At 43.4% G+C, this 19,668-nt stretch carries 18 protein-coding genes; 14 read left to right on the top strand and 4 right to left on the bottom strand.

Annotated features, from left to right (window positions below; genetic code table 11):
• Nucleotides 1–176 precede the first annotated feature (176 nt).
• From thrS to R7E42_RS00315, 6 genes are all read left to right on the top strand, one after another.
• Nucleotides 177–2,105, top strand: a complete 1,929-nt coding sequence (gene thrS / locus R7E42_RS00290) for a threonine--tRNA ligase (protein WP_005395892.1) — start codon at nucleotides 177–179, stop codon at nucleotides 2,103–2,105.
• A gap of 3 nt (nucleotides 2,106–2,108) precedes the next feature.
• Complete coding sequence (infC, locus tag R7E42_RS00295) at nucleotides 2,109–2,660, top strand: translation initiation factor IF-3 (RefSeq protein WP_080276913.1); 552 nt, start codon at nucleotides 2,109–2,111, stop codon at nucleotides 2,658–2,660.
• 120 nt (nucleotides 2,661–2,780) lie between these two features.
• Nucleotides 2,781–2,975: a 50S ribosomal protein L35 gene (rpmI, locus tag R7E42_RS00300; protein WP_005377932.1), complete on the top strand. Its 195-nt coding sequence runs from the start codon at nucleotides 2,781–2,783 to the stop codon at nucleotides 2,973–2,975.
• A 40-nt stretch (nucleotides 2,976–3,015) separates the two neighbouring features.
• Nucleotides 3,016–3,369 (top strand): 50S ribosomal protein L20, encoded by a 354-nt coding sequence (rplT, locus tag R7E42_RS00305; RefSeq protein WP_004727974.1) that lies wholly within the window; start codon nucleotides 3,016–3,018, stop codon nucleotides 3,367–3,369.
• Nucleotides 3,370–3,558: 189 nt separating this feature from the next.
• Nucleotides 3,559–3,876 (top strand): heavy metal-binding domain-containing protein, encoded by a 318-nt coding sequence (locus R7E42_RS00310; protein ID WP_005377919.1) that lies wholly within the window; start codon nucleotides 3,559–3,561, stop codon nucleotides 3,874–3,876.
• Between the two features lie 366 nt (nucleotides 3,877–4,242).
• Nucleotides 4,243–5,052 carry a helix-turn-helix domain-containing protein gene (locus R7E42_RS00315; RefSeq protein WP_005385480.1) on the top strand — a complete coding sequence of 270 codons (810 nt, stop codon included), beginning with the start codon at nucleotides 4,243–4,245 and terminating at the stop codon, nucleotides 5,050–5,052.
• Here the strand turns inward: R7E42_RS00315 and R7E42_RS00320 are convergent.
• Complete coding sequence (locus tag R7E42_RS00320; protein WP_031780965.1) at nucleotides 5,045–5,230, bottom strand: hypothetical protein; 186 nt, start codon at nucleotides 5,228–5,230, stop codon at nucleotides 5,045–5,047. The genes R7E42_RS00315 and R7E42_RS00320 overlap by 8 nt on opposite strands.
• A 270-nt stretch (nucleotides 5,231–5,500) precedes the next feature.
• Here R7E42_RS00320 and R7E42_RS00325 point away from each other — a divergent pair, with 270 nt between their 5' ends.
• From R7E42_RS00325 to pheT, 6 genes are all read left to right on the top strand, one after another.
• Nucleotides 5,501–6,289: a TetR/AcrR family transcriptional regulator gene (locus tag R7E42_RS00325; protein ID WP_005377913.1), complete on the top strand. Its 789-nt coding sequence runs from the start codon at nucleotides 5,501–5,503 to the stop codon at nucleotides 6,287–6,289.
• A gap of 249 nt (nucleotides 6,290–6,538) precedes the next feature.
• Nucleotides 6,539–8,917: an efflux RND transporter permease subunit gene (locus tag R7E42_RS00330; RefSeq protein WP_318072251.1), complete on the top strand. Its 2,379-nt coding sequence runs from the start codon at nucleotides 6,539–6,541 to the stop codon at nucleotides 8,915–8,917.
• A gap of 18 nt (nucleotides 8,918–8,935) precedes the next feature.
• The gene (locus tag R7E42_RS00335) at nucleotides 8,936–9,727 is read left to right on the top strand and encodes an outer membrane lipoprotein-sorting protein (protein ID WP_137281896.1); all 792 of its coding nucleotides are present in this window, start codon (nucleotides 8,936–8,938) and stop codon (nucleotides 9,725–9,727) included.
• 10 nt (nucleotides 9,728–9,737) lie between these two features.
• Nucleotides 9,738–10,913, top strand: a complete 1,176-nt coding sequence (locus R7E42_RS00340; RefSeq protein WP_054574059.1) for a hypothetical protein — start codon at nucleotides 9,738–9,740, stop codon at nucleotides 10,911–10,913.
• Nucleotides 10,914–11,104: 191 nt separating this feature from the next.
• Nucleotides 11,105–12,088: a phenylalanine--tRNA ligase subunit alpha gene (gene pheS / locus R7E42_RS00345; protein WP_318072252.1), complete on the top strand. Its 984-nt coding sequence runs from the start codon at nucleotides 11,105–11,107 to the stop codon at nucleotides 12,086–12,088.
• A gap of 18 nt (nucleotides 12,089–12,106) precedes the next feature.
• Complete coding sequence (gene pheT / locus R7E42_RS00350; RefSeq protein WP_065274407.1) at nucleotides 12,107–14,512, top strand: phenylalanine--tRNA ligase subunit beta; 2,406 nt, start codon at nucleotides 12,107–12,109, stop codon at nucleotides 14,510–14,512.
• Nucleotides 14,513–14,725: 213 nt separating this feature from the next.
• On the opposite strand, the gene R7E42_RS00355 is transcribed toward pheT, so the two are convergent.
• On the bottom strand, nucleotides 14,726–15,607 hold the full coding sequence (locus R7E42_RS00355) for an AEC family transporter (RefSeq protein WP_005377901.1): 882 nt from the start codon (nucleotides 15,605–15,607) through the stop codon (nucleotides 14,726–14,728).
• A 534-nt stretch (nucleotides 15,608–16,141) separates the two neighbouring features.
• On the opposite strand from R7E42_RS00355, the gene ihfA reads away from it, so the two are divergent.
• Nucleotides 16,142–16,438, top strand: a complete 297-nt coding sequence (ihfA, locus tag R7E42_RS00360; protein WP_005377899.1) for an integration host factor subunit alpha — start codon at nucleotides 16,142–16,144, stop codon at nucleotides 16,436–16,438.
• A 122-nt stretch (nucleotides 16,439–16,560) separates the two neighbouring features.
• Here the strand turns inward: ihfA and R7E42_RS00365 are convergent, their stop codons facing one another.
• Nucleotides 16,561–17,340 (bottom strand): phosphoribosylglycinamide formyltransferase, encoded by a 780-nt coding sequence (locus tag R7E42_RS00365; RefSeq protein ID WP_017821825.1) that lies wholly within the window; start codon nucleotides 17,338–17,340, stop codon nucleotides 16,561–16,563.
• 315 nt (nucleotides 17,341–17,655) lie between these two features.
• Between R7E42_RS00365 and R7E42_RS00370 the strand changes: the two genes are divergently transcribed.
• Complete coding sequence (locus R7E42_RS00370) at nucleotides 17,656–18,306, top strand: thiopurine S-methyltransferase (RefSeq protein WP_021707633.1); 651 nt, start codon at nucleotides 17,656–17,658, stop codon at nucleotides 18,304–18,306.
• A gap of 72 nt (nucleotides 18,307–18,378) precedes the next feature.
• Here R7E42_RS00370 and purT read toward each other — a convergent pair whose 3' ends face one another.
• Nucleotides 18,379–19,554: a formate-dependent phosphoribosylglycinamide formyltransferase gene (gene purT, locus R7E42_RS00375; protein WP_017633939.1), complete on the bottom strand. Its 1,176-nt coding sequence runs from the start codon at nucleotides 19,552–19,554 to the stop codon at nucleotides 18,379–18,381.
• Between the last annotated feature and the right edge of the window lie 114 nt (nucleotides 19,555–19,668).

Below are 19,668 nucleotides of genomic sequence, written 5' to 3' on the forward strand. Positions count from 1 at the left end.
AACAAAATCGCGCTTTGCATTCTAAATGTGAGCTAGGTACAATCCCATTTTCGATAACGGTCCGGTATTCGTGTTACCGAGAGGCCTTTATTGACTCTCAACTATTTTCAACAAATAGCTTCTAATTTGAATAACATGTGTTGCTTGGTGTGCAACACCACTGTAAAGGACATAGCATGCCTATTATTACTCTTCCTGACGGCAGTCAGCGTCAATTTGACAACCCAGTTTCTACTATGGAAGTTGCGCAATCGATCGGTCCTGGTCTTGCAAAAGCAACTATCGCTGGTCGTGTAAACGGTAACCGCGTTGATGCGTGTGATCTAATTGAAGAAGACGCAAGCCTTGAAATCATCACAGTTAAAGATGAAGTAGACGGTCTAGAAATCGTTCGTCACTCTTGTGCTCACCTTCTTGGTCACGCTCTTAAGCAGCTTTACCCTCAAGCTAAAATGGCGATCGGTCCAACCATCGACAATGGCTTCTACTACGATATCGACTTAGACGAATCTCTAACGCAAGAAGATCTTGAAAAGATTGAAAAGCGTATGAAAGAGCTAGCGAAAACCAAGTACGAAGTGGTTAAGAAAAAAGTAAGCTGGCAGGAAGCGCGTGATACGTTTGAATCACGTGGCGAACCATACAAAGTGGAAATCCTAGACGAAAACGTATCTCGTGATGACCGTCCAGGCCTTTACCACCATGAAGAATACATCGACATGTGTCGTGGTCCTCACGTTCCTAACATGAGCTTCTGTCAACACTTCACTTTGCTGAATGTTGCAGGTGCTTACTGGCGTGGTAACAGCGACAACAAAATGCTTCAACGTATCTACGGTACGGCTTTCCACGACAAGAAAGCACTGAAAGCGCACCTAACTCGCCTAGAAGAAGCGGCGAAGCGTGATCACCGTAAGATTGGTAAGCAACTAGACCTATTCCACATGCAGCAAGAAGCACCGGGTATGGTGTTCTGGCATCACAATGGTTGGTCTATCTTCCGTGATCTAGAAGTATTCATCCGCGCTAAGCTAGATGAGTACGGTTACCAAGAAGTGAAAGGTCCACTTATGATGGACCGTGTTCTTTGGGAACGCTCAGGTCACTGGGATAAATACGCTGATGCAATGTTCACAACTTCTTCTGAGAACCGTGAATACGCAATTAAGCCAATGAACTGTCCAGGTCACGTACAGATCTTCAACCAAGGTCTAAAATCGTACCGCGACCTACCGCTACGTATGGCTGAGTTTGGCTCATGTCACCGTAACGAACCATCTGGTGCACTACACGGTATTATGCGTGTACGTGGCTTTACTCAGGATGACGCTCACATTTTCTGTACTGAGAGCCAAATCCAAGAAGAAGTAACAAACTGTATCAAGATGGTGTACGATACGTACCAAACATTTGGTTTCGACAACATCGTAGTGAAACTGTCTACTCGTCCAGAGAAACGTGTAGGTTCAGATGAAATCTGGGATCAATCTGAAGAAGCATTGAAGCAGTCTCTTGAATCGATGGATATCCCATACGAAATTCAAGAAGGCGAGGGTGCGTTCTACGGTCCTAAGATTGAATTCACACTATACGATTGTCTAGACCGTGCGTGGCAGTGTGGTACTGTCCAGCTAGACTTCAACCTACCAGGTCGCTTAGGTGCAACTTATGTAGGTGAAAACAATGAACGTCTTGTACCGGTAATGATTCACCGTGCGATTCTAGGTTCACTAGAGCGCTTCATCGGTATCCTTATCGAAGAATATGCTGGTTTCTTCCCAACTTGGTTGGCGCCAGAACAAGCAGTTCTTATGAACATTACTGATAAACAGTCAGGTTATGTTCAAGAAATAGTACAAAAACTACAAAAAAGTGGAATTAGAGCTAAAGCGGACTTGAGAAATGAGAAGATTGGCTTTAAAATCCGCGAACATACTTTGAAGCGTGTACCGTATATGCTTGTTGTTGGTGACCAAGAAATGGAAGCTGGCGAAATTGCAGTGCGTACTCGTAAAGGTAAAGATCTTGGTAAATTTAAAGTGGATGATTTTATTGCATACATCCAAGACGAGATCTCTAGCCGTAAGCTCAATCTGGAGGAATAAGCTATTAAAGGCGGAAGACGTGGCCAACAGCCGGTAAAACAAAACCCGCACCGTATCAACGGTGAAATTCGTGGTATTCGTGAAGTTCGACTAACAGGCGCTGACGGTGAATCAGTTGGTGTTGTATCGATTCAAGAAGCCATTGCAGCTGCTGAAGAAGCTGGTATGGATCTCGTTGAGATCAGTCCTAACGCCGAGCCACCTGTTTGTCGTGTGATGGACTATGGTAAGTTCCTCTTCGAGAAGAGCAAAACTGCTAAAGAGCAGAAGAAGAAGCAAAAGCAGGTCCAGATCAAGGAAGTAAAATTCCGTCCTGGAACTGATATTGGAGACTATCAGGTAAAACTACGCAACCTGACGCGTTTCCTTGAAGAAGGCAACAAAGTGAAAGTAACAATTCGCTTCCGTGGCCGAGAGATGGCACACCAAGACATCGGTGTTGACGTTCTAAATCGTCTTAAGGAAGATACTGCAGAAATTGCTGTAGTTGAATCTTTCCCTAAGAAGATTGAAGGTCGCCAGATGATCATGGTGCTAGCCCCTAAAAAGAAGTAATTAACGGCTCATCAAGTAATTAAAACCTAGCCGCTTTCCTTTATATAAAGGTATATGGCTGGGTTTTGTTCGCCCTAATTACGTTGTTTATTAAACCTACTCAATGCGGAGTTATTCATCATGCCTAAGATGAAAACCAACAAAGGTGCTGCTAAGCGTTTTAAGAAAACTGCTGGTGGTATTAAGTACAAGCACGCTACAAAACGTCACATCCTGACTAAGCGTACTACTAAGAACAAGCGTCAACTACGTCCAAATGCAATCCTTCCAAAATGTGAAGTGGCTGCAGTAATCCGTATGTTGCCATACGCTTAATTCTTTTTAGTTATCAATCGTTTAGTTTAGGAGAAGCATAATGCCTCGCGTAAAACGTGGTGTACAAGCTCGTGCACGTCATAAGAAAGTTCTAAAACAAGCTAAAGGTTACTACGGTGCGCGTTCACGTGTTTACCGCGTAGCTTTCCAAGCAGTTACTAAAGCTGGTCAATACGCTTACCGTGACCGTCGCGCTAAGAAACGTCAATTCCGTCAACTATGGATTGCACGTATCAATGCGGCATCTCGTCAAAATGGTCTATCTTACAGCCGTTTCATCAACGGTCTTAAGAAAGCATCTATCGAGATCGACCGTAAGATCCTTGCGGACATCGCAGTATTCGACAAAGCTGCATTTGCAGTTCTAGTTGAAAAAGCGAAAGCTGCTCTTTAATTAGCAGTTTAGGATTAAGAGAAGGAGAGCATTAGCTCTCCTTTTTTATTGCTAAAATTTATACCCAAATGACTTTTAGCTTGGCTATTTAGAGTATTGTTTATCAGTCTTCTCAATTTATTGGTTAGCATCTTATGTTAGTTATAAGGTAGCTTGGGTATAAATTTTTACGTTTATAAGGGATTAAAAATGATCTACACAACGACCGAAAGCATTCCTGGCAAGCAGATCTCTGAAATCAGAGGGGTTGTAACTGGTAATGTTGTTCAATCAAAGCATATTGGCCGTGACCTCATGGCGGGTATCAAGAGCATTGTTGGCGGCGAAATTCGTGGTTACACGGAAATGATGACCGACGCGCGTGATATTGCTATACAGCGCATGGTGGCGGACGCTGAATCTAAAGGTGCCGATGCAATTGTAGGGATTCGATTTACCACAAGCTCAATCGTAGATGGTTCTTCGGAAATTTTGGCATTTGGTACTGCAGTGAAACTAGCGGACTAGTCTACTTGAATAGCATTGCAAAAATGCTAATAGAGAGCGGTGAATTATTATGCATTTACCGTTCTGTTCCTTTTAGGTTAATTATTCTAGATTTTTGCAGAGCGAATAGATTTATATTCTCAACTTTACGTTACTATTAAAATTAATCATGATAATTTAGAGTGATTGCTTTACTTTTATTTTGCATATTATTTTATACCTATAATGAAATTGAATTCATATTGAATTTTTCATTTGTTGTGTGAATTCTCCTTTCAGTATATTAATTCATGTTTTTCTTATAAAAATATGAACTTATACCTTGCCAAGCGGTTCTAAATTGTTACAAATACTATACAGCTGTAACATTGCCAAAAGGAATTGTAGATGAGAGATCTGACTCCCGAATACTTGCTAGCCGCATTACGCCAAGCGATTAAAACAAAAGGGCTAACATATCGAGAGCTATCTGAGAAAATGGGTATGCCACTATCTACCTTTAAGAGACATCTTACAAGCACGAATCTCGCTTTAGATAAGTTGCTGGAATATTGTAGAGCGGTTGATTGCACGTTAGATGAACTACAAAAGCTCGCAAATCAATTGCAAGGTGAAGACGAGGATTACTTTAGTCGTACGCAGGATGAGGTATTCTTTCAATTCCCTCACCTTTACGACTTTTATCGTGAATTGAGAATGCTACGAGGTAAAGATGGTTATTCTATTTTAAAGAAAAAGTATGACTTGTCTGAGCAGAGCATGTCTGATTACTTAAAAGCATTAGAGTTGTTGGATCTCGTTTACGTTGATGAAGATAAAAATATAACGCTGCACGGGCCTTTATATTATAGCTATGCAGAGAACTCCAAGCTCAACGACAAATATACCGAAATCATAAAAGAGCAGACGACTACCCACGATAAGTGTGTTCGCGTTGCTTTGGCGCGTATGAAAATTACTGAAGAACAGCTTTTGTTACTGGAAGATCAAGTTGCAAAGACCGTCATTGATTTTCATTCCAAAAATGTTGTAGCAGAGAACTTTAATGTCTCTGATTTTACTAATATTGTTCTACTTGCTGGGCCACATCAGCCAGTCACATTCTCTGACGGCATTATTGAGACAGAGGGGCGATTTATTGATGATATTCGTTATGCCATCGCAGCTGCAGGTGATAAGCCAAGCCTATCTATATAGATTTTGAGCCTTTTTTGAAGAGAGTTTCTGAAAGGGCGTTGCAAAAGAAAAAGCCTAAGACAGCAAATACTTTGTAAGTAGGGCATTCAGCGGTGTTTGCTCTTAATTCAGACTTAAAGTGTGTTGGGCTTATTTCGAATAATACCTGTTCAGCATCTACTTTCGTTATTTTTAACATGCTGATTTCCTTCGTTGTTCCTCCCAAAGCCTCTCTCGCTTCCTCTACAAAGAAACCATTCTCGTTGAACCAAGCATCCTGTAGCTACTTGGGTATGCATAATTGGTAGCTATTTATCTTCTAATTATAAATTCATACTTGAAATGTTTGTTTTTTGATCTATTATGACGAAGTGTCATTTATGACGGTTCGTCAACTTTAGTTGCGTTCCTGTATTAAAGAATCGTGTTACAATTATTGGGAGTGTGTTGGTATACGGATCAAAGGATTATGTTTAACTTTCGCTGTAAAAAATATAGCAAGCAAGACGGATGTCGTGTGTCTTCAGGGCTAACAAAAAAGCAACAGGCGATTGCTGATCGTGAGATAGAGCTTATTCAATTGGCTAAGTCTTTAGTTCAAGAGCAAGGCTTTGCCAACTTAACGATGGACAAGCTTACAGCGTCAAGCCCTTATTCTAAAGGGACGATCTACAATCATTTTTGCAGCAAAGAAGATGTGATTCTTGCGCTTTGTATTCATTCGCTGAAAAGCGAAGCAATATTTTTCGAACGTACCGCCAAATTTAATGGCAATACCAGAGAAAAAATCATTGCGATGCATGTAGGTTATCGTATTTACGCTCGTATGGAGCCAGTACTATCAACTTGTGCGATTGTTGCAAAGACGCCTTGGGTTCTAGAGAAGGCTTCGCCTAAACGTGTGAATGAACTGAATAACTTGGAAGAACAAGTAATAGATGGTGCTGATGCGCTGGTGAACAATGCGGTAGAATGTGGTGATCTTAAGTTTTCTCCCGCAATTGGTTCTGATGCTATTGTATTCGCCAACTGGTCTATTGCATTCGGTTCAAACGCTTTGGCGCAAAATGCATCGAACAGTCGATGTATTCAGCGAATTCAAGACCCATTCTCAGTACTGCACAACGCGAATATGTTACTTGATGGTTTAGGTTGGTCGCCTTTATCTACAGAATGGGACTACCGTAAAACCTGGCGTCGAGTGGAGCAGGAGTTATTTAGTGAAGAGCTTGCTTATTTAGAGTCAGTGAATCGCTAATAAACTGGAAAGGCCAATCTGACGTTATGGTTGGCTTTTTTATCGCACTATTGTGACGAATCGTCATTAAATCTCGAAGGTTGGCGTTCAGCCAATGATCACGAGAAGCATAGGAAGTTACTAAAAACTGACTTATGTAGCCAAATTCATTCGATCTAAAGTTTGCATGTCGAGTTTGTCTGGTTATTTACAGCATTTGCTGTTTTTTTAGTTTTTAAATTTGACGAAACGTCACAAAAGGAGAGTGTGATGCCACATCACAACGTTCAACAATACGCCCGTTCAGGGTGGGGTAAGCTACCAACGAATTACAGTGTATTGGTGATGCTTGCTACCGTTTTATTGATTGTCATAGCAACCATTGGAGGAAAAAATCTTTACTTTAGAGGAGATTACGACATCTTCTTTGATGGAACAAATGAGCAGTTACTTGCGTTTGATGAAATTCAAACCACCTTTGCAAATTCTGACAGTCTTGCTTTGGTTATAGCGCCAAAGAGCGGCACTGTTTTTACTCCTAGCACATTATCTCTTATTCAGCAGATCACTGACGAGGCGTGGCAAGTTCCATACTCCACCCGCGTTGATTCCCTCGCCAACTACCAGCATACCGAAGCGTTTGAAGATGATCTTCTTGTCGAAGACTTACTGTATAGCGAATATGAATTGACACCTCAACGAATAGAGAAAGTCAAAAGTATTGCGTTGAGTGAGCCGGTTTTGAAAAGTTCACTGATTTCTGAAAAAGGAGATGTCACGGTCGTAAACATTACGGTCCAACTCCCTGAAATAGATAAAACTGCTGAAGTACAAGAGGTGGTTGCTTACATAAACGGAATGATTGAGCGTTATCAGCAAGTGTACCCAGACACCGAATTCCACAAGGCTGGTATTATTGCAATGAACTACGCGTTTATGACCGCAGCCCAAGATGATAGTGCAACATTAGTGCCTACTATGTTACTAGTGATATTGGTGTTTCTGACCATCATGTTGCGCTCATTGCTTAGCGTCATCGCGACGCTCATCGTTATTATCGGCTCGGTTATGGTTACAATGGGCTTGTCAGGATGGGCTGGTATGTTCTTAAGCACGGCGACTGTTAATGTGCCTACCTTGGTGATGACGCTTGCCGTCGCAGACTGTGTACACATCATCGCGACAATGCGTCAGTCTATGCAAAACGGCTTTAGTAAAGCCCACTCTATTGAGCGAAGTATTGCGCTCAATTTCATGCCTATCTTGATTACCTCCATTACCACCGCGATCGGCTTTTTAATGATGAATATGTCGGATTCTCCAATCCTGAGAGATTTCGGCAACCTATCAGCCCTTGGCGTCATGGTTGCTTGTTTCCTTTCCATCACGTTACTTCCCGCCTTGCTTAATATCCTTCCGGTTACGGTGAAGTCGGATACTTCTGATGAAAGAAAGCACTTTATGGATCATTTAGGAGATTTCGTGGTGTCAAAGCGACATGCGTTATTGCCGTTGTCGGTGCTTGTTATTGTCGCGAGTGCGAGCTTGATTCCGCTGAACAAAGTCAATGATGAATCCGTCGAGTACTTTGGCCATAGCAATGAATTTCGCCGAGCGGCTGATTTTATGGAAGAGCGAATCAGTGGCATGGCGAACATCAGTATCGCGATAAAAACCAACGAATCGCAGGGCATTGCCGATCCTAATTTTCTCAATTCCGTGGGTAAATTTACTGACTGGCTAAGGTTGCAGCCAGAAACGGACCATGTTGCGACCTTGAGCGATGTTTATAAGCGCCTAAACAAGAACATGCATGGAGATGATCAGGCTTATTACTCGCTCCCTCAAGACAGAGAATTAGCGGCTCAATATCTGCTGCTTTATGAAATGTCACTACCGTATGGTTTAGATTTGAACAACCAAATCAATGTAGATAAGTCGTCGATCAAGATGGTTCTCACCGTGGAGAACTTGGGCAGCGTCGAGCTTGTTGATTTGGAAAATCGCATTTACCAATGGTTTAACGAAAACGCGCCTCAATATGATGTTGTTGCGTCTAGTCCTTCATTGATGTTTGCGCATATTGGTGAAACGAATATGGCCAGCATGCTGTCAACCTTGCCCATTACTCTTGTCTTAATCTCTGCATTACTGATCTTTGCCTTGCGTTCGTTCAAGCTTGGCTTAATTAGTCTTGTCCCGAATATTGCTCCTGCGCTTATTGGTTTTGGTATTTGGGCGCTGGTTTCTGGCGAGATTAACTTGGGATTGTCTGTCGTTGTGACATTAACGCTTGGTGTTGTTGTCGATGACGCCGTTCACTTTCTTTCTAAATATCAACACGCTCGTAAAGATGGCCACAGTGCGGAGCAAGCGGTTCGCTACGCCTTTCGTACCGTGGGGCGCGCACTTTGGATTACGACGGTCGTGCTTGTTGCTGGTTTCTCTGTTCTGGCGATGTCGAGCTTCCGTTTAAATGCCGATATGGGAAAGCTGAGTGCCATTGTCATCTTTATTGCCCTTGTTGTGGATTTCATCTTCCTACCGACTCTACTGATGTTGTTTGACAAAGGCGTTTACGACGAGGTGGAGCGCCGAAATAAGCTTAAATCAACTGGCTCTCAAACCAAGACTGTTACTCAGTCATAACGAATTAAAGGATCGAACATGAATTTAGTAAAAAATGCCTTAAAAGTATCAGTACTTTCTGTCTCGCTTATTATGAGTCATGCGGTGTTGGCGGATGAAGCCAAAGGACTAGAAATTGCCCAAGAGCGCAAAGCCCGTGATGAAGGGTGGGGGGATTCTGTTGCTACGATGCAAATGATTCTGCGAAACGCGCAAGGAGAAAGCAGCACACGTTTAATGCGCTTACAATCACTCGAAGTTGATGGCGATGGTGACAAAGGGCTCACGATATTTGATGAACCGAGAGATGTAAAAGGCACGGCGTTTCTTAACCATTCTCATACGGAGGGTGCCGATGACCAATGGCTTTACCTTCCTGCACTGAAACGTGTGAAACGTATTTCCTCGCGTAACAAATCAGGTCCTTTTATGGGCAGTGAATTCGCGTATGAGGATCTCAGTTCCTTTGAGATTGAAAAATACCGTTTCAACTACCTAAAAGATGACAGCATAAACGGGCAAGATGTTTTCGTCGTAGAGCAAATTCCGACCGATAAGAACTCAGGTTATACCAAGCAAACGGTATGGTTAGATAAAGCGCATTATCGTCCACTTAAAGTTGAGTTTTACGACCGCAAAGGCTCTTTGTTAAAAACGCTTTCTTTTTCCGATTACAAGCAATATCTCAACCAATATTGGCGAGCGCATACTATGGCGATGACAAACCATCAAACAGGAAAAAGTACTGAGCTAACGACTAGCGAAATGCGTTTTAACACTGGATTACAAGACAATGACTTTCATAAGAATGTGTTGAAGCGAGTGAGGTAGTGGAGGAAAAATGAAGCGATTAAATGCTGGGTTGTTGCTTAGTGCAGCAGCCTTTTTTTACTCGATGCCTCTGACTGCCGTCGAGCTTGCAGGACAAGTCAATATTGAGCATCGTCAGTTTTTTAAAACGGGCTCTCAGGGTCAGAGCAAAGCGCAAACGTCATTGGTTTTGCAGCCAGAATTTTACTGGGAGATGCAAAATGGTGATGCAAACTTTACTTTCACACCTTTCTATCGTCTGGATGGTCTAGACGATGAGCGAAGTCATGGTGACATACGAGAGGCACTTTATCTGACTTATTGGGATGATTATGAGCTTCGAGTTGGGATTAGTAAGGTCTTTTGGGGAGTGACTGAATCAGCCCATTTAGTTGATGTAGTAAACCAAACAGATGCCATTGAAGCCGTCGATGGTGAAGATAAACTCGGTCAGCCGATGTTACATTTTACCTCTTTCAAAGACTGGGGCACCGTCCACGCAATGTTGTTACCTTACTTTAGGGAACGAACGTTTGCGGGTACAGATGGCCGCTTGCGAACCGAACCCGTTGTCTCTGATGATGCTATCTATGAATCAAGCAGAGAAGAGAAGCACGTAGATGTGGCTTTTCGATATTCGAAAATGCTTGGCGATTGGGACGTAGGCCTAAGCTATTTATATGGAACAAACCGGGATCCTTACTTTCGTTTAGAGTACGGAGAATTAAAGCCTTACTACGCTCTGATGAGTCATGTCGGTCTGGATGTGCAAGGAATTGTTGGCGATTGGTTATGGAAACTAGAAAGTGTTTATCGAGATAGCGCTGATAATCATGTCGGTCTTGTGACGGGTTTTGAGTATACCTTCGTCGGTGCATTTGACACGGTTTGGGATGTGGGAGTTATTGGTGAGTACCTCTATGACAGTCGTGGGAACAACGCACAAACTATCGGTCAAAATGATGTGTTTGCAGGTATTCGTTGGGCGCTCAATGATGAGGACGGAACGGAAGTATTGACGGGAATAACGAAGGATTTAGATAACGATGATGTTTACAATGCTAAGTTAGAAGCATCGAGCCGAATATCGAATCACGTTAAGTGGCAAATTGATGCTTGGTTGTTTAAAAATGAAACACCAAATGATTTGCTCTACTTCGCTAGAGATGACGATTTTATCGAGCTATCTATTCAATACTATTTCTAAAACAAAAGGGCACAACTAAACGGCAGATTAACTAAAGATGACATTTTTGACGTTTTTGTGCTCTTTTTATTCAATAACCTCTTCTTTTCGTAATTCAATTTGGCATTGGTGCCCGGTTTGGCTACTATGTACAGCTATCAAAAAACCAATCACTCCCTTATGGACACTACCTACAGGTAGATGAGGAAACGATGCAACATCTAGAAGAGATCATTGCTAGCGCGAGCACTGCAATTGAAGCTGCCGAATCGCTAGTCGCACTTGATGAAGTGCGTGTTCAGTATCTGGGTAAAAAAGGTGAGCTAACTGCTCAACTTCAAAGCCTAGGCAAACTACCACCAGAAGAACGCCGTGAAGCTGGTCAAGAGATCAACAAAGCGAAAGGCGTAGTTCAGCAAGCTATCGCAGCTCGTAAAGATGCACTACAACATGCTGAGCTTGAAGCGAAACTAGCAGCAGAAACAATCGACGTAACACTACCAGGTCGTCGTATTGAAAACGGTGGTTTACACCCAGTAACTCGTACTGTAGAGCGTATTGAGAAGTTCTTTGGCGAACTTGGTTTTAACACCGAGGCTGGCCCAGAGATCGAAGATGCATTCCACAACTTCGATGCGCTAAACATCGCAGCTGATCACCCAGCGCGTACTGACCACGATACTTTCTTCTTCAACCCAGACTTGATGCTTCGTACTCATACGTCAGGCGTACAGATCCGTACGATGGAAAATGGTAAACCACCATTCCGTTTCATCGCACCAGGCCGTGTATACCGTAACGACTACGACCAAACGCACACGCCAATGTTCCACCAAGTGGAAGGCATGCTGGTTGATGAGAACGTAAACTTTGCTCAGCTGAAAGGCATCCTGCACGATTTCCTATGTAACTTCTTCGAAGAAGAAGTAGAAGTACGTTTCCGTCCATCTTACTTCCCATTCACTGAGCCTTCAGCTGAAGTAGACGTGAAAGGCAAAAACGGTAAATGGTTAGAAGTACTAGGCTGCGGTATGGTTCACCCGAACGTGCTACGTAGCGTAGGTATCGATCCTGAAAAATACTCTGGTTTCGCATTCGGTATGGGTGTTGAGCGTCTAACAATGCTTCGTTACGGCGTGAACGACCTACGTGCGTTCTTCGAGAACGATCTTCGTTTCCTAAAACAGTTCAAGTAATCCAGAGGGTTCATCAACATGAAATTCAGCGAATCATGGCTTCGTGAGTGGGTAAACCCTGCGGTTACTACTGACGAGCTAACTCACCAAATTACAATGGCCGGCCTAGAGGTAGACGACGTTCTTCCTGTTGCTGGTTCTTTTACTGGCGTTAAAGTCGGTCACGTTGTTGAATGTGGCCAACACCCAGATGCAGACAAACTGCGCGTAACTAAAGTTGACGTGGGTGAAGAAGAGCTTCTAGACATTGTTTGTGGCGCACCTAACTGTCGCCAAGGTCTGAAAGTAGCAGTCGCAACAGTTGGTGCTGTTCTTCCAGGTGATTTCAAAATCAAAAAAGCGAAACTACGTGGCCAGCCTTCTCACGGCATGCTTTGTTCGTTCACTGAACTAGGTATCGACGTTGAGTCAGACGGCATCATGGAACTAGCAGAAGACGCAGTAATCGGTACTGATTTCCGTGAATTCCTAGGTCTAGACGACGTAACAGTAGACGTAGACCTAACAGCAAACCGCGCTGACTGTTTCAGCATTCGTGGTCTAGCTCGTGAAGTTGGCGTACTAAACCGTGCTGACGTGACAGAGCCATTAGTAGAAGCAGTTGCCCCTTCAATCGACGATAAAGTGTCTATCGAAGTGAAAGCGCCAGCTGCGTGTCCACGTTACCTAGGTCGTGTAGTTAAGAACGTAAACGTTCAAGCTGAAACGCCACTATGGATGCAAGAGAAACTGCGTCGTTGTGGTATTCGCTCTATCGACCCTGTGGTAGATATCACTAACTACGTTCTTCTAGAGCAAGGCCAACCAATGCACGCATTCGATCTAGCGAAGATCGAAGGTGGCATCGTAGTTCGTATGGCTGAGCAAGGTGAGAAGCTAACACTTCTTGACGGCAGCGAAGCAGAACTAAACGCAGATACACTAGTAGTAGCGGACCACAACAAAGCACTTGCAATCGCAGGTATCTTTGGTGGTGAAGAGTCAGGTGTAACAACTGAGACTAAAGACGTTTTACTAGAGTGTGCATTCTTTGCACCTGACCACATCCGTGGTCGCGCTCGTAGCTACGGTCTGCACACTGATTCTTCAATGCGTTTCGAGCGTGGTGTGGATTACGCACTACAAGTGAGCGCAATGGAGCGTGCAACTCAGCTTCTAGTTGAGATCTGTGGTGGTGAAGTAGCACCTGTTGTTGCAGTAGAGTCTGAAGCAGACCTACCTAAGCCAAACAAAGTTGCTCTACGTCGTACTAAACTAGACAACCTACTAGGTCACCACATCGCTGATGCTGACGTAGTAGAAATCCTAGAGCGCCTAGGTTTGACTGTTGAAGCTTCTGAAGAAGGTTGGGTGGCAGTAGCGCCAACATGGCGTTTCGATATCGCTATCGAGCAAGACCTGATTGAAGAAGTTGGCCGTATCTACGGTTACGACAACATTCCTAACCAAAACCCAGCAGCAGCACTTAAGATGCACAACCACGTTGAAGCGGATCTTCCACTGAAACGCGTTCGTGATCTTCTTGTTGACCGTGGTTATCACGAAGCAATCACATACAGCTTCGTTGAGCCTGAGCAGCAAAAGCTAGTTGTACCTGGTGTTGAGCCTCTCGTACTTCCAAACCCAATTTCTGCAGACATGTCAGCAATGCGTCTTGGTCTTATCCAAGGTCTGTTGAACACGGTTGTTCACAACCAGAAGCGTCAACAGCCACGCGTTCGTCTATTCGAATATGGCCTACGTTTCATCCCATGTGAATCTGCAGAAAACGGCATGCGTCAAGAGCCTATGCTTGCAGGTGTTATTGCTGGTACTCGTGGTGAAGAGCACTGGGATATCGAAACCAACACTGTTGATTTCTTCGACCTTAAGGGCGATCTAGAAGCGATTCTAGAGCTATCTGCGAACGAAAAAGCGTACTCTTTCGCTGCACTGTCACCTGAAAGCAAAAAAGCTAACCCAGCACTTCACCCAGGTCAATCTGCGGCAATCATCGTAGACGGCAAAGAAGTGGGCGTGATCGGTACAGTTCACCCTGAGCTTGAGCGTAAGTTCGGGCTAAACGGTCGTACTATCGTATTCGAAATCGAATGGTCTGCAATCAACAGCAAAGTGATCCCAGAAGCGGTAGCACTTTCTAAATTCCCTTCAAACCGTCGTGATATCGCGGTAGTAGTGGATGAAGCTGTTGCATCTGGTGACATTGTTAACGCTTGTCTAGAGCAAGGTGGCGAGTTCCTTAAAGATGCGAAACTGTTCGACGTTTACGTAGGTAAAGGCGTTGAAGATGGTAAGAAGAGCCTAGCAATCGCTCTGACTCTACAGTCACTTGAGCGTACGCTTGAAGATGCAGATATCGCTGGTGCGGTTGACGCTATCGTTGCTCACGTTTCTGAGAAGTTTGGTGCGTCTCTGCGTGACTAATCTCGCGTAACGTATCTTCTTAAGAAATGAAAACCCTGCCAGTTTGGCAGGGTTTTTTATTTTTAGGATTACCTTATCGTTGTTCAAGTTCCTTACTGCTCGCACCATCCCTCATTACTTTAAAATACTAGACCAAACTAGGGATGGCCCTTACCCGAGATTAGGAACGTATTGTTTTTCAGCTAATACACGCTAACGATAGCTTATTGGCGGTTAGGCAGCGAGTGAGAGGGTATAGCTAAGCAGAAGAGGCAGCGTAAGAATGCTGAAAAAGTTGCCAAATAGTACCATTGACGCCACTTTCATGGGTTCTATATTCAGCCTTTCCGCAAATAGGTAATTCATGACGGCTGGCGGCAGCATTGTGAAGAGCACCATCATTTGCAATTGCATCGTTGGAAGGGGAATTAACCAATAAATAAGTGCAAAAGCGACAGCACCAGTTGCCAGTGACTGCACGGTACACAACACACCAATCTTTAAACCGTCCAACCTTAAATGACACATTTGTGCCCCCAGAGATAAAAGCATCACGGGTACGGCCGCTTGCCCAAGTAGAGCCGTGGCTTCGTATAAAGGCGCCCATGCACCCACATTTGACACGTTGAGAAACAGAGCCAGCGACGCTGCTAAAAAGATTGGCATCTTGACTATTTGCTTAAAAGGGTTGCCATGACTAAGCAGCATTACGCCTAAGCTGATATGCAAGCATGCTGACACGACAAATAAAAGCACTGCTGACGACAGCGCAATTTCTCCAAACGTATAGGTAAACAAAGGAATAGCTAGATTTCCGCTATTGCGAAACATATGTGGTGGCGCCCAGGTTTTAAACGAGAGTGACGTCCATCGACATACCGGGATCATGAGTAGTGCGGGAATTAAAACCGCGACAATTGCCGCCAAAAGAAGCGGCCCCTGATTTGAATCGAGCGGCATGCTAACGAGTGACGAAAATACCAGTGCTGGCGTAAATACCTCAATATTAATGCGGTTTATTGGGCGAAAGTCAGGCTTGATGTAACGACCGACCAAATAGCCAACTCCGACAAGAGCAAAAACAGGGAAAAGAATATTTATGATTTGATTAATCATGGTCGCCTAGAAGCAGTGTAAGAAGCTAATGAGGAAATACACGAACTTCCACATTATCAATCTTTATATATGGCGTCATCGTTAAACAGCGAGAAGCGTGGGTTTAATCAAGCTTTCTAAGCACAGTTGCAAAGTACAGGTGGTCATACCTTTTAATCTAATTGTTACGTATCGAGTTACATACAAATCACTGAATTTACGACAAGTTCTATGTCAAGTGTCTGTTAAATAACCAATATCTGATATTTTTATTAAATAGTGTTTAATGTTGATATTTAAACTACTTTTAGTTTTATAATCTGGATGTTTTTCCTGATAAAGATGAAACAAAAACAAAAATATCAAATTCCTGGCGTTTAACAATAATTTACGTAGTGCTATTCCTTTTGTTCGCCAAGAAAAAAGTTGGCGAAAATCATAAGCTTGTCATACACTTCCTGATGTAACCCCGATATGTTGTTGAATTGGTAGGGTAAAACTGCTCTGGCGCTACACTAACGTAGCATTGTTTAACATAGCTTTGAGGAAAGTTTTATGGCGCTCACAAAAGCCGAACTGGCAGAAAACCTGTTTGATAAATTAGGATTTAGTAAGCGGGACGCCAAGGAAACGGTGGAAGTGTTCTTTGAAGAGATTCGTAAGGCACTGGAAAGTGGCGAACAGGTAAAACTGTCAGGTTTTGGTAACTTTGATCTTCGTGACAAGAATGAACGACCTGGTCGTAACCCGAAAACTGGTGAAGATATTCCAATTACTGCTCGACGTGTAGTGACTTTTCGCCCGGGTCAGAAGTTAAAAGCTCGTGTAGAAAACCTGAAGAAAGTACAGTAAGCCGAATAAATGGATCACGCTAAGGCGTGGTCTTTTTTTTGCGTAAAATTCGTGTGCATACAAATGAAAACCACCGCAATGCGGTGGTTTTTCTGTTTATGAGAGACGCCTAATGATATCGGTTACGCCGCTTCTAGATGCGTTGTTAAGTATGGTTGCCATGCTTGTTGGTACAAGTTCTTAGACTGTGTACGCATGTTGCGAATAGAAGCAAGCTCTATTTCGCTTAGCTCACGTTTTTCCAACATCGCTTGACGTTCTAGTTTCTGGATTTTTTCGTATAGGTCGTGTTCGGGACCGCTTTTTACATCTGCGATTGCTTTCAAGTGCAGTTGAACTTCGGCTACTAGGTTTGTTTTTGGTAAACGAACGAGCAAGTTCAAGTCTCTATATCCTGAAGGGCCAGGTTTTTTGAATCGATTTTTTACTTTCACAATCGTTGTTTCACGCTCTAACGTTTCATAAATGGAGACTAAGCTGGCGACGTCTTCAGCTACAATCGTTGCACGTGCTAGGTCAGTAATACGTTCAACTTTCCCACCTAATTCTAAAGCTATCTTTTCTTCTGCTCGTTGTTTGGATTTTACACCTGCGAAGTATGGCTGAGCGTCATTAAGAAGTGCGGTACTTTTACAGATAGTTTCAAGTTCAAATTGTGCTTGGTGTGCTTTGCTGTAAAGAATGTCGAAGTCAGAATATGGCTGAGTTGGCGTGGTGTCGATTGACTGAATGCCGTATAAACCGCTAAGGCTGTGTTTAAAAAGTTTCGAACAAACTTCGTTTTGGCTGGTTGAACGATTTTGTTCGCCACTAGGTGCAGGGGTAATTGGAAGTGCGGCAAATGCCGGTGCACGGCTAAGTACCAAAAGCATCAATGCTGTAGTACGAAGAAATAAGCTCATTCACTCTCCTTAACTTGCTTGTACTTAGAAAATAGGGAACATAAAGGTCGCTAAGTTCGGCAAATCAGGTACTAACTTATAAATGGGGCCATTACGAAAGATTCCAAGGTTTCAGTTTTATCTTGAAGTAGAATCGTGCGTTAGATCACCATTTCTCTTTTCTTTATTCTGATTATCAGATAAAGGCGCGTCTCCTATGAGACCGATTACATCCTATCACCGCAGTATTAACCAAAGATGAACGGCATAGACAAATTGAAAAAAAACGTTAGTCTTACCTCTCAAAATGAAAACAGCCGACAAGTAGAAAGTAAAATGAGAGACCAAGAATTTTGGCATAACAAATGGGCCAGCAATCAAATCGGATTTCACTTGGAAGATGTAAACCCGCTATTACCAGTATATTGGAAACACACTAATCCAAAGCGTGAAGATAAAGTGTTAGTTCCTTTATGTGGAAAGTCAGAAGACTTGATTTGGCTAGCGATGAAGCATGATTCGGTTGAAGGTGTTGAGCTAAGCCATATTGCTGTGCGTGCCTTTTTTGCTGAACATTTTTACACGCCAACGGTAACGCCTCTTAATGGCATGCACGAGCTTTATCAATTTGATGAGCTCTCTATTTATACTGGGGACTTTTTCACTGCACCAGTATCTCAAGCCGATATCATTTATGATCGCGCCGCGTTGGTTGCTTTACCGCAAGATATGCGAGAGGAGTATGTAGAGCGTCTCAAGCAACTGCTGAACCCAGGCGGTCGTATTTTGCTTGTCACACTCAACTATCCTCAAGAAGAGATGGCGGGGCCTCCATTTAGCGTGCCGGTCGAAGAGATAGAGCAGTTATTTTCAGGTTACAAAGTTACTTGTTTGAACGTAGATGAAGCTGACGAGAATCATCCTAAAATTGCGAAAAAAGGCTTAAGTCGCTTCTCTGAAGAAGTGTACTTAATCGAGAGTGAATAGGCTCTCTTCGGTTTGGAACACGAAATAGCGCAGCAATTTGAGCTGCGCTATTTTTGTATGAGTGGTTCGTATTTAATAAATGATATTCACTTTTGAAGCACTTTCAACAGCATCTTGAACGGCTTCTTCGGTGGTTTTTCGTCGCGTAAGGACAACACCTAAACGGCGGCGACCATCGATTTCTGGCTTACCGAATAGACGAACTTGTGTTTGAGGTTGAGCTAAAGCTTTGCTTAGGTTTTCAAAGCGAATGTTTGTGGAAGTCCCTTGTCCAAGAATAACAGCAGACGCAGATGGGCCATATTGCACAATATTATTAATTGGCATTCCGGTAAACGCGCGCACGTGGAGAGCAAACTCAGACATTTCCTGTGAAATCATTGTAACCATACCCGTATCGTGAGGGCGAGGAGAGACCTCATTGAAAATGACTTTATCGCCTTTAACAAATAGCTCTACACCAAAGATGCCGTAGCCACCGAGCGCGTTTACCACTTTCTCAGCCGTGTATTCAGCTGCTTTTACTGCGTTTTCTGACATAGTTTGCGGTTGCCATGATTCGCGGTAGTCGCCATCTTCCTGACGATGACCAATTGGAGCACAGAAATGCACACCGTCAACGGCTCTGATGGTCAATAAAGTGATTTCGTAATCGAAGTCGATAAAACCTTCCACGATAACGCGACCTGCACCCGTACGCCCGCCTTCCTGAGCGTAATCCCATGCTTTTGTAACGTCGTCTTCGGTCTTGATAACACTTTGCCCTTTACCTGAAGAGCTCATCACAGGCTTCACCACGCACGGAATACCCACATGCTCAACCGCGGCTTTGAAGTCTTCAAAGTTATCTGCAAAACGATAAGGTGAAGTCGTCAATTCCAGTTCTTCTGCTGCCAAACGTCGGATACCTTCACGATTCATTGTTAGCCTGGTTGCCTTAGCGGTTGGAACAACATTCAGTCCTTTCTCTTCAAGCTCTACCAGTTTGCCGGTTGCGATGGCTTCAATTTCTGGTACGACGTAAGTAGGTTGTTCCTTCGTAATAACTTCTTCTAAGGCGTTCCCATCTAACATGTCGATAACATAACTACGGTGAGCGACTTGCATCGCTGGAGCATTGGCATAGCGATCACAAGCAATCACTTCTAAACCAAGTCTCTGGCATTCAATGGCGACTTCTTTACCGAGTTCGCCAGAGCCTAAAAGTAATACACGGGTAGCATTTGCGCTAGTTGCAGTGCCAAACATAGTGTTCCCTTACAAAATAGAGTCATGAGACAGAAATTGCAGGAGATCATACTGAAGTTTTATGACAAAGCAAACGTTTGCTTTTGGTTTTTAGGTAATAAAAAAGCTCTACAT

It is taken from the genome of Vibrio sp. Vb1337, from assembly GCF_033338715.1.
GTDB classification, from domain to species: Bacteria; Pseudomonadota; Gammaproteobacteria; order Enterobacterales; family Vibrionaceae; genus Vibrio; species Vibrio alginolyticus.

What these genes read in the sequence shown, in the direction of transcription:
- R7E42_RS00310 (WP_005377919.1), top strand. Translation starts at nt 3,559, where the DNA reads ATGATCTACACAACGACCGAAAGCATTCCTGGCAAGCAGATCTCTGAA.
- R7E42_RS00325 (WP_005377913.1), top strand. Translation starts at nt 5,501, where the DNA reads ATGTTTAACTTTCGCTGTAAAAAATATAGCAAGCAAGACGGATGTCGT.
- pheS (WP_318072252.1), top strand. Translation starts at nt 11,105, where the DNA reads ATGCAACATCTAGAAGAGATCATTGCTAGCGCGAGCACTGCAATTGAA.
- rpmI (WP_005377932.1), top strand. Translation starts at nt 2,781, where the DNA reads ATGCCTAAGATGAAAACCAACAAAGGTGCTGCTAAGCGTTTTAAGAAA.
- R7E42_RS00355 (WP_005377901.1), bottom strand. Translation starts at nt 15,607, where the DNA reads ATGATTAATCAAATCATAAATATTCTTTTCCCTGTTTTTGCTCTTGTC.
- thrS (WP_005395892.1), top strand. Translation starts at nt 177, where the DNA reads ATGCCTATTATTACTCTTCCTGACGGCAGTCAGCGTCAATTTGACAAC.
- pheT (WP_065274407.1), top strand. Translation starts at nt 12,107, where the DNA reads ATGAAATTCAGCGAATCATGGCTTCGTGAGTGGGTAAACCCTGCGGTT.
- R7E42_RS00365 (WP_017821825.1), bottom strand. Translation starts at nt 17,340, where the DNA reads ATGAGCTTATTTCTTCGTACTACAGCATTGATGCTTTTGGTACTTAGC.
- ihfA (WP_005377899.1), top strand. Translation starts at nt 16,142, where the DNA reads ATGGCGCTCACAAAAGCCGAACTGGCAGAAAACCTGTTTGATAAATTA.
- rplT (WP_004727974.1), top strand. Translation starts at nt 3,016, where the DNA reads ATGCCTCGCGTAAAACGTGGTGTACAAGCTCGTGCACGTCATAAGAAA.
- R7E42_RS00315 (WP_005385480.1), top strand. Translation starts at nt 4,243, where the DNA reads ATGAGAGATCTGACTCCCGAATACTTGCTAGCCGCATTACGCCAAGCG.
- R7E42_RS00330 (WP_318072251.1), top strand. Translation starts at nt 6,539, where the DNA reads ATGCCACATCACAACGTTCAACAATACGCCCGTTCAGGGTGGGGTAAG.
- R7E42_RS00335 (WP_137281896.1), top strand. Translation starts at nt 8,936, where the DNA reads ATGAATTTAGTAAAAAATGCCTTAAAAGTATCAGTACTTTCTGTCTCG.
- R7E42_RS00340 (WP_054574059.1), top strand. Translation starts at nt 9,738, where the DNA reads ATGAAGCGATTAAATGCTGGGTTGTTGCTTAGTGCAGCAGCCTTTTTT.
- purT (WP_017633939.1), bottom strand. Translation starts at nt 19,554, where the DNA reads ATGTTTGGCACTGCAACTAGCGCAAATGCTACCCGTGTATTACTTTTA.
- R7E42_RS00320 (WP_031780965.1), bottom strand. Translation starts at nt 5,230, where the DNA reads ATGTTAAAAATAACGAAAGTAGATGCTGAACAGGTATTATTCGAAATA.
- R7E42_RS00370 (WP_021707633.1), top strand. Translation starts at nt 17,656, where the DNA reads ATGAGAGACCAAGAATTTTGGCATAACAAATGGGCCAGCAATCAAATC.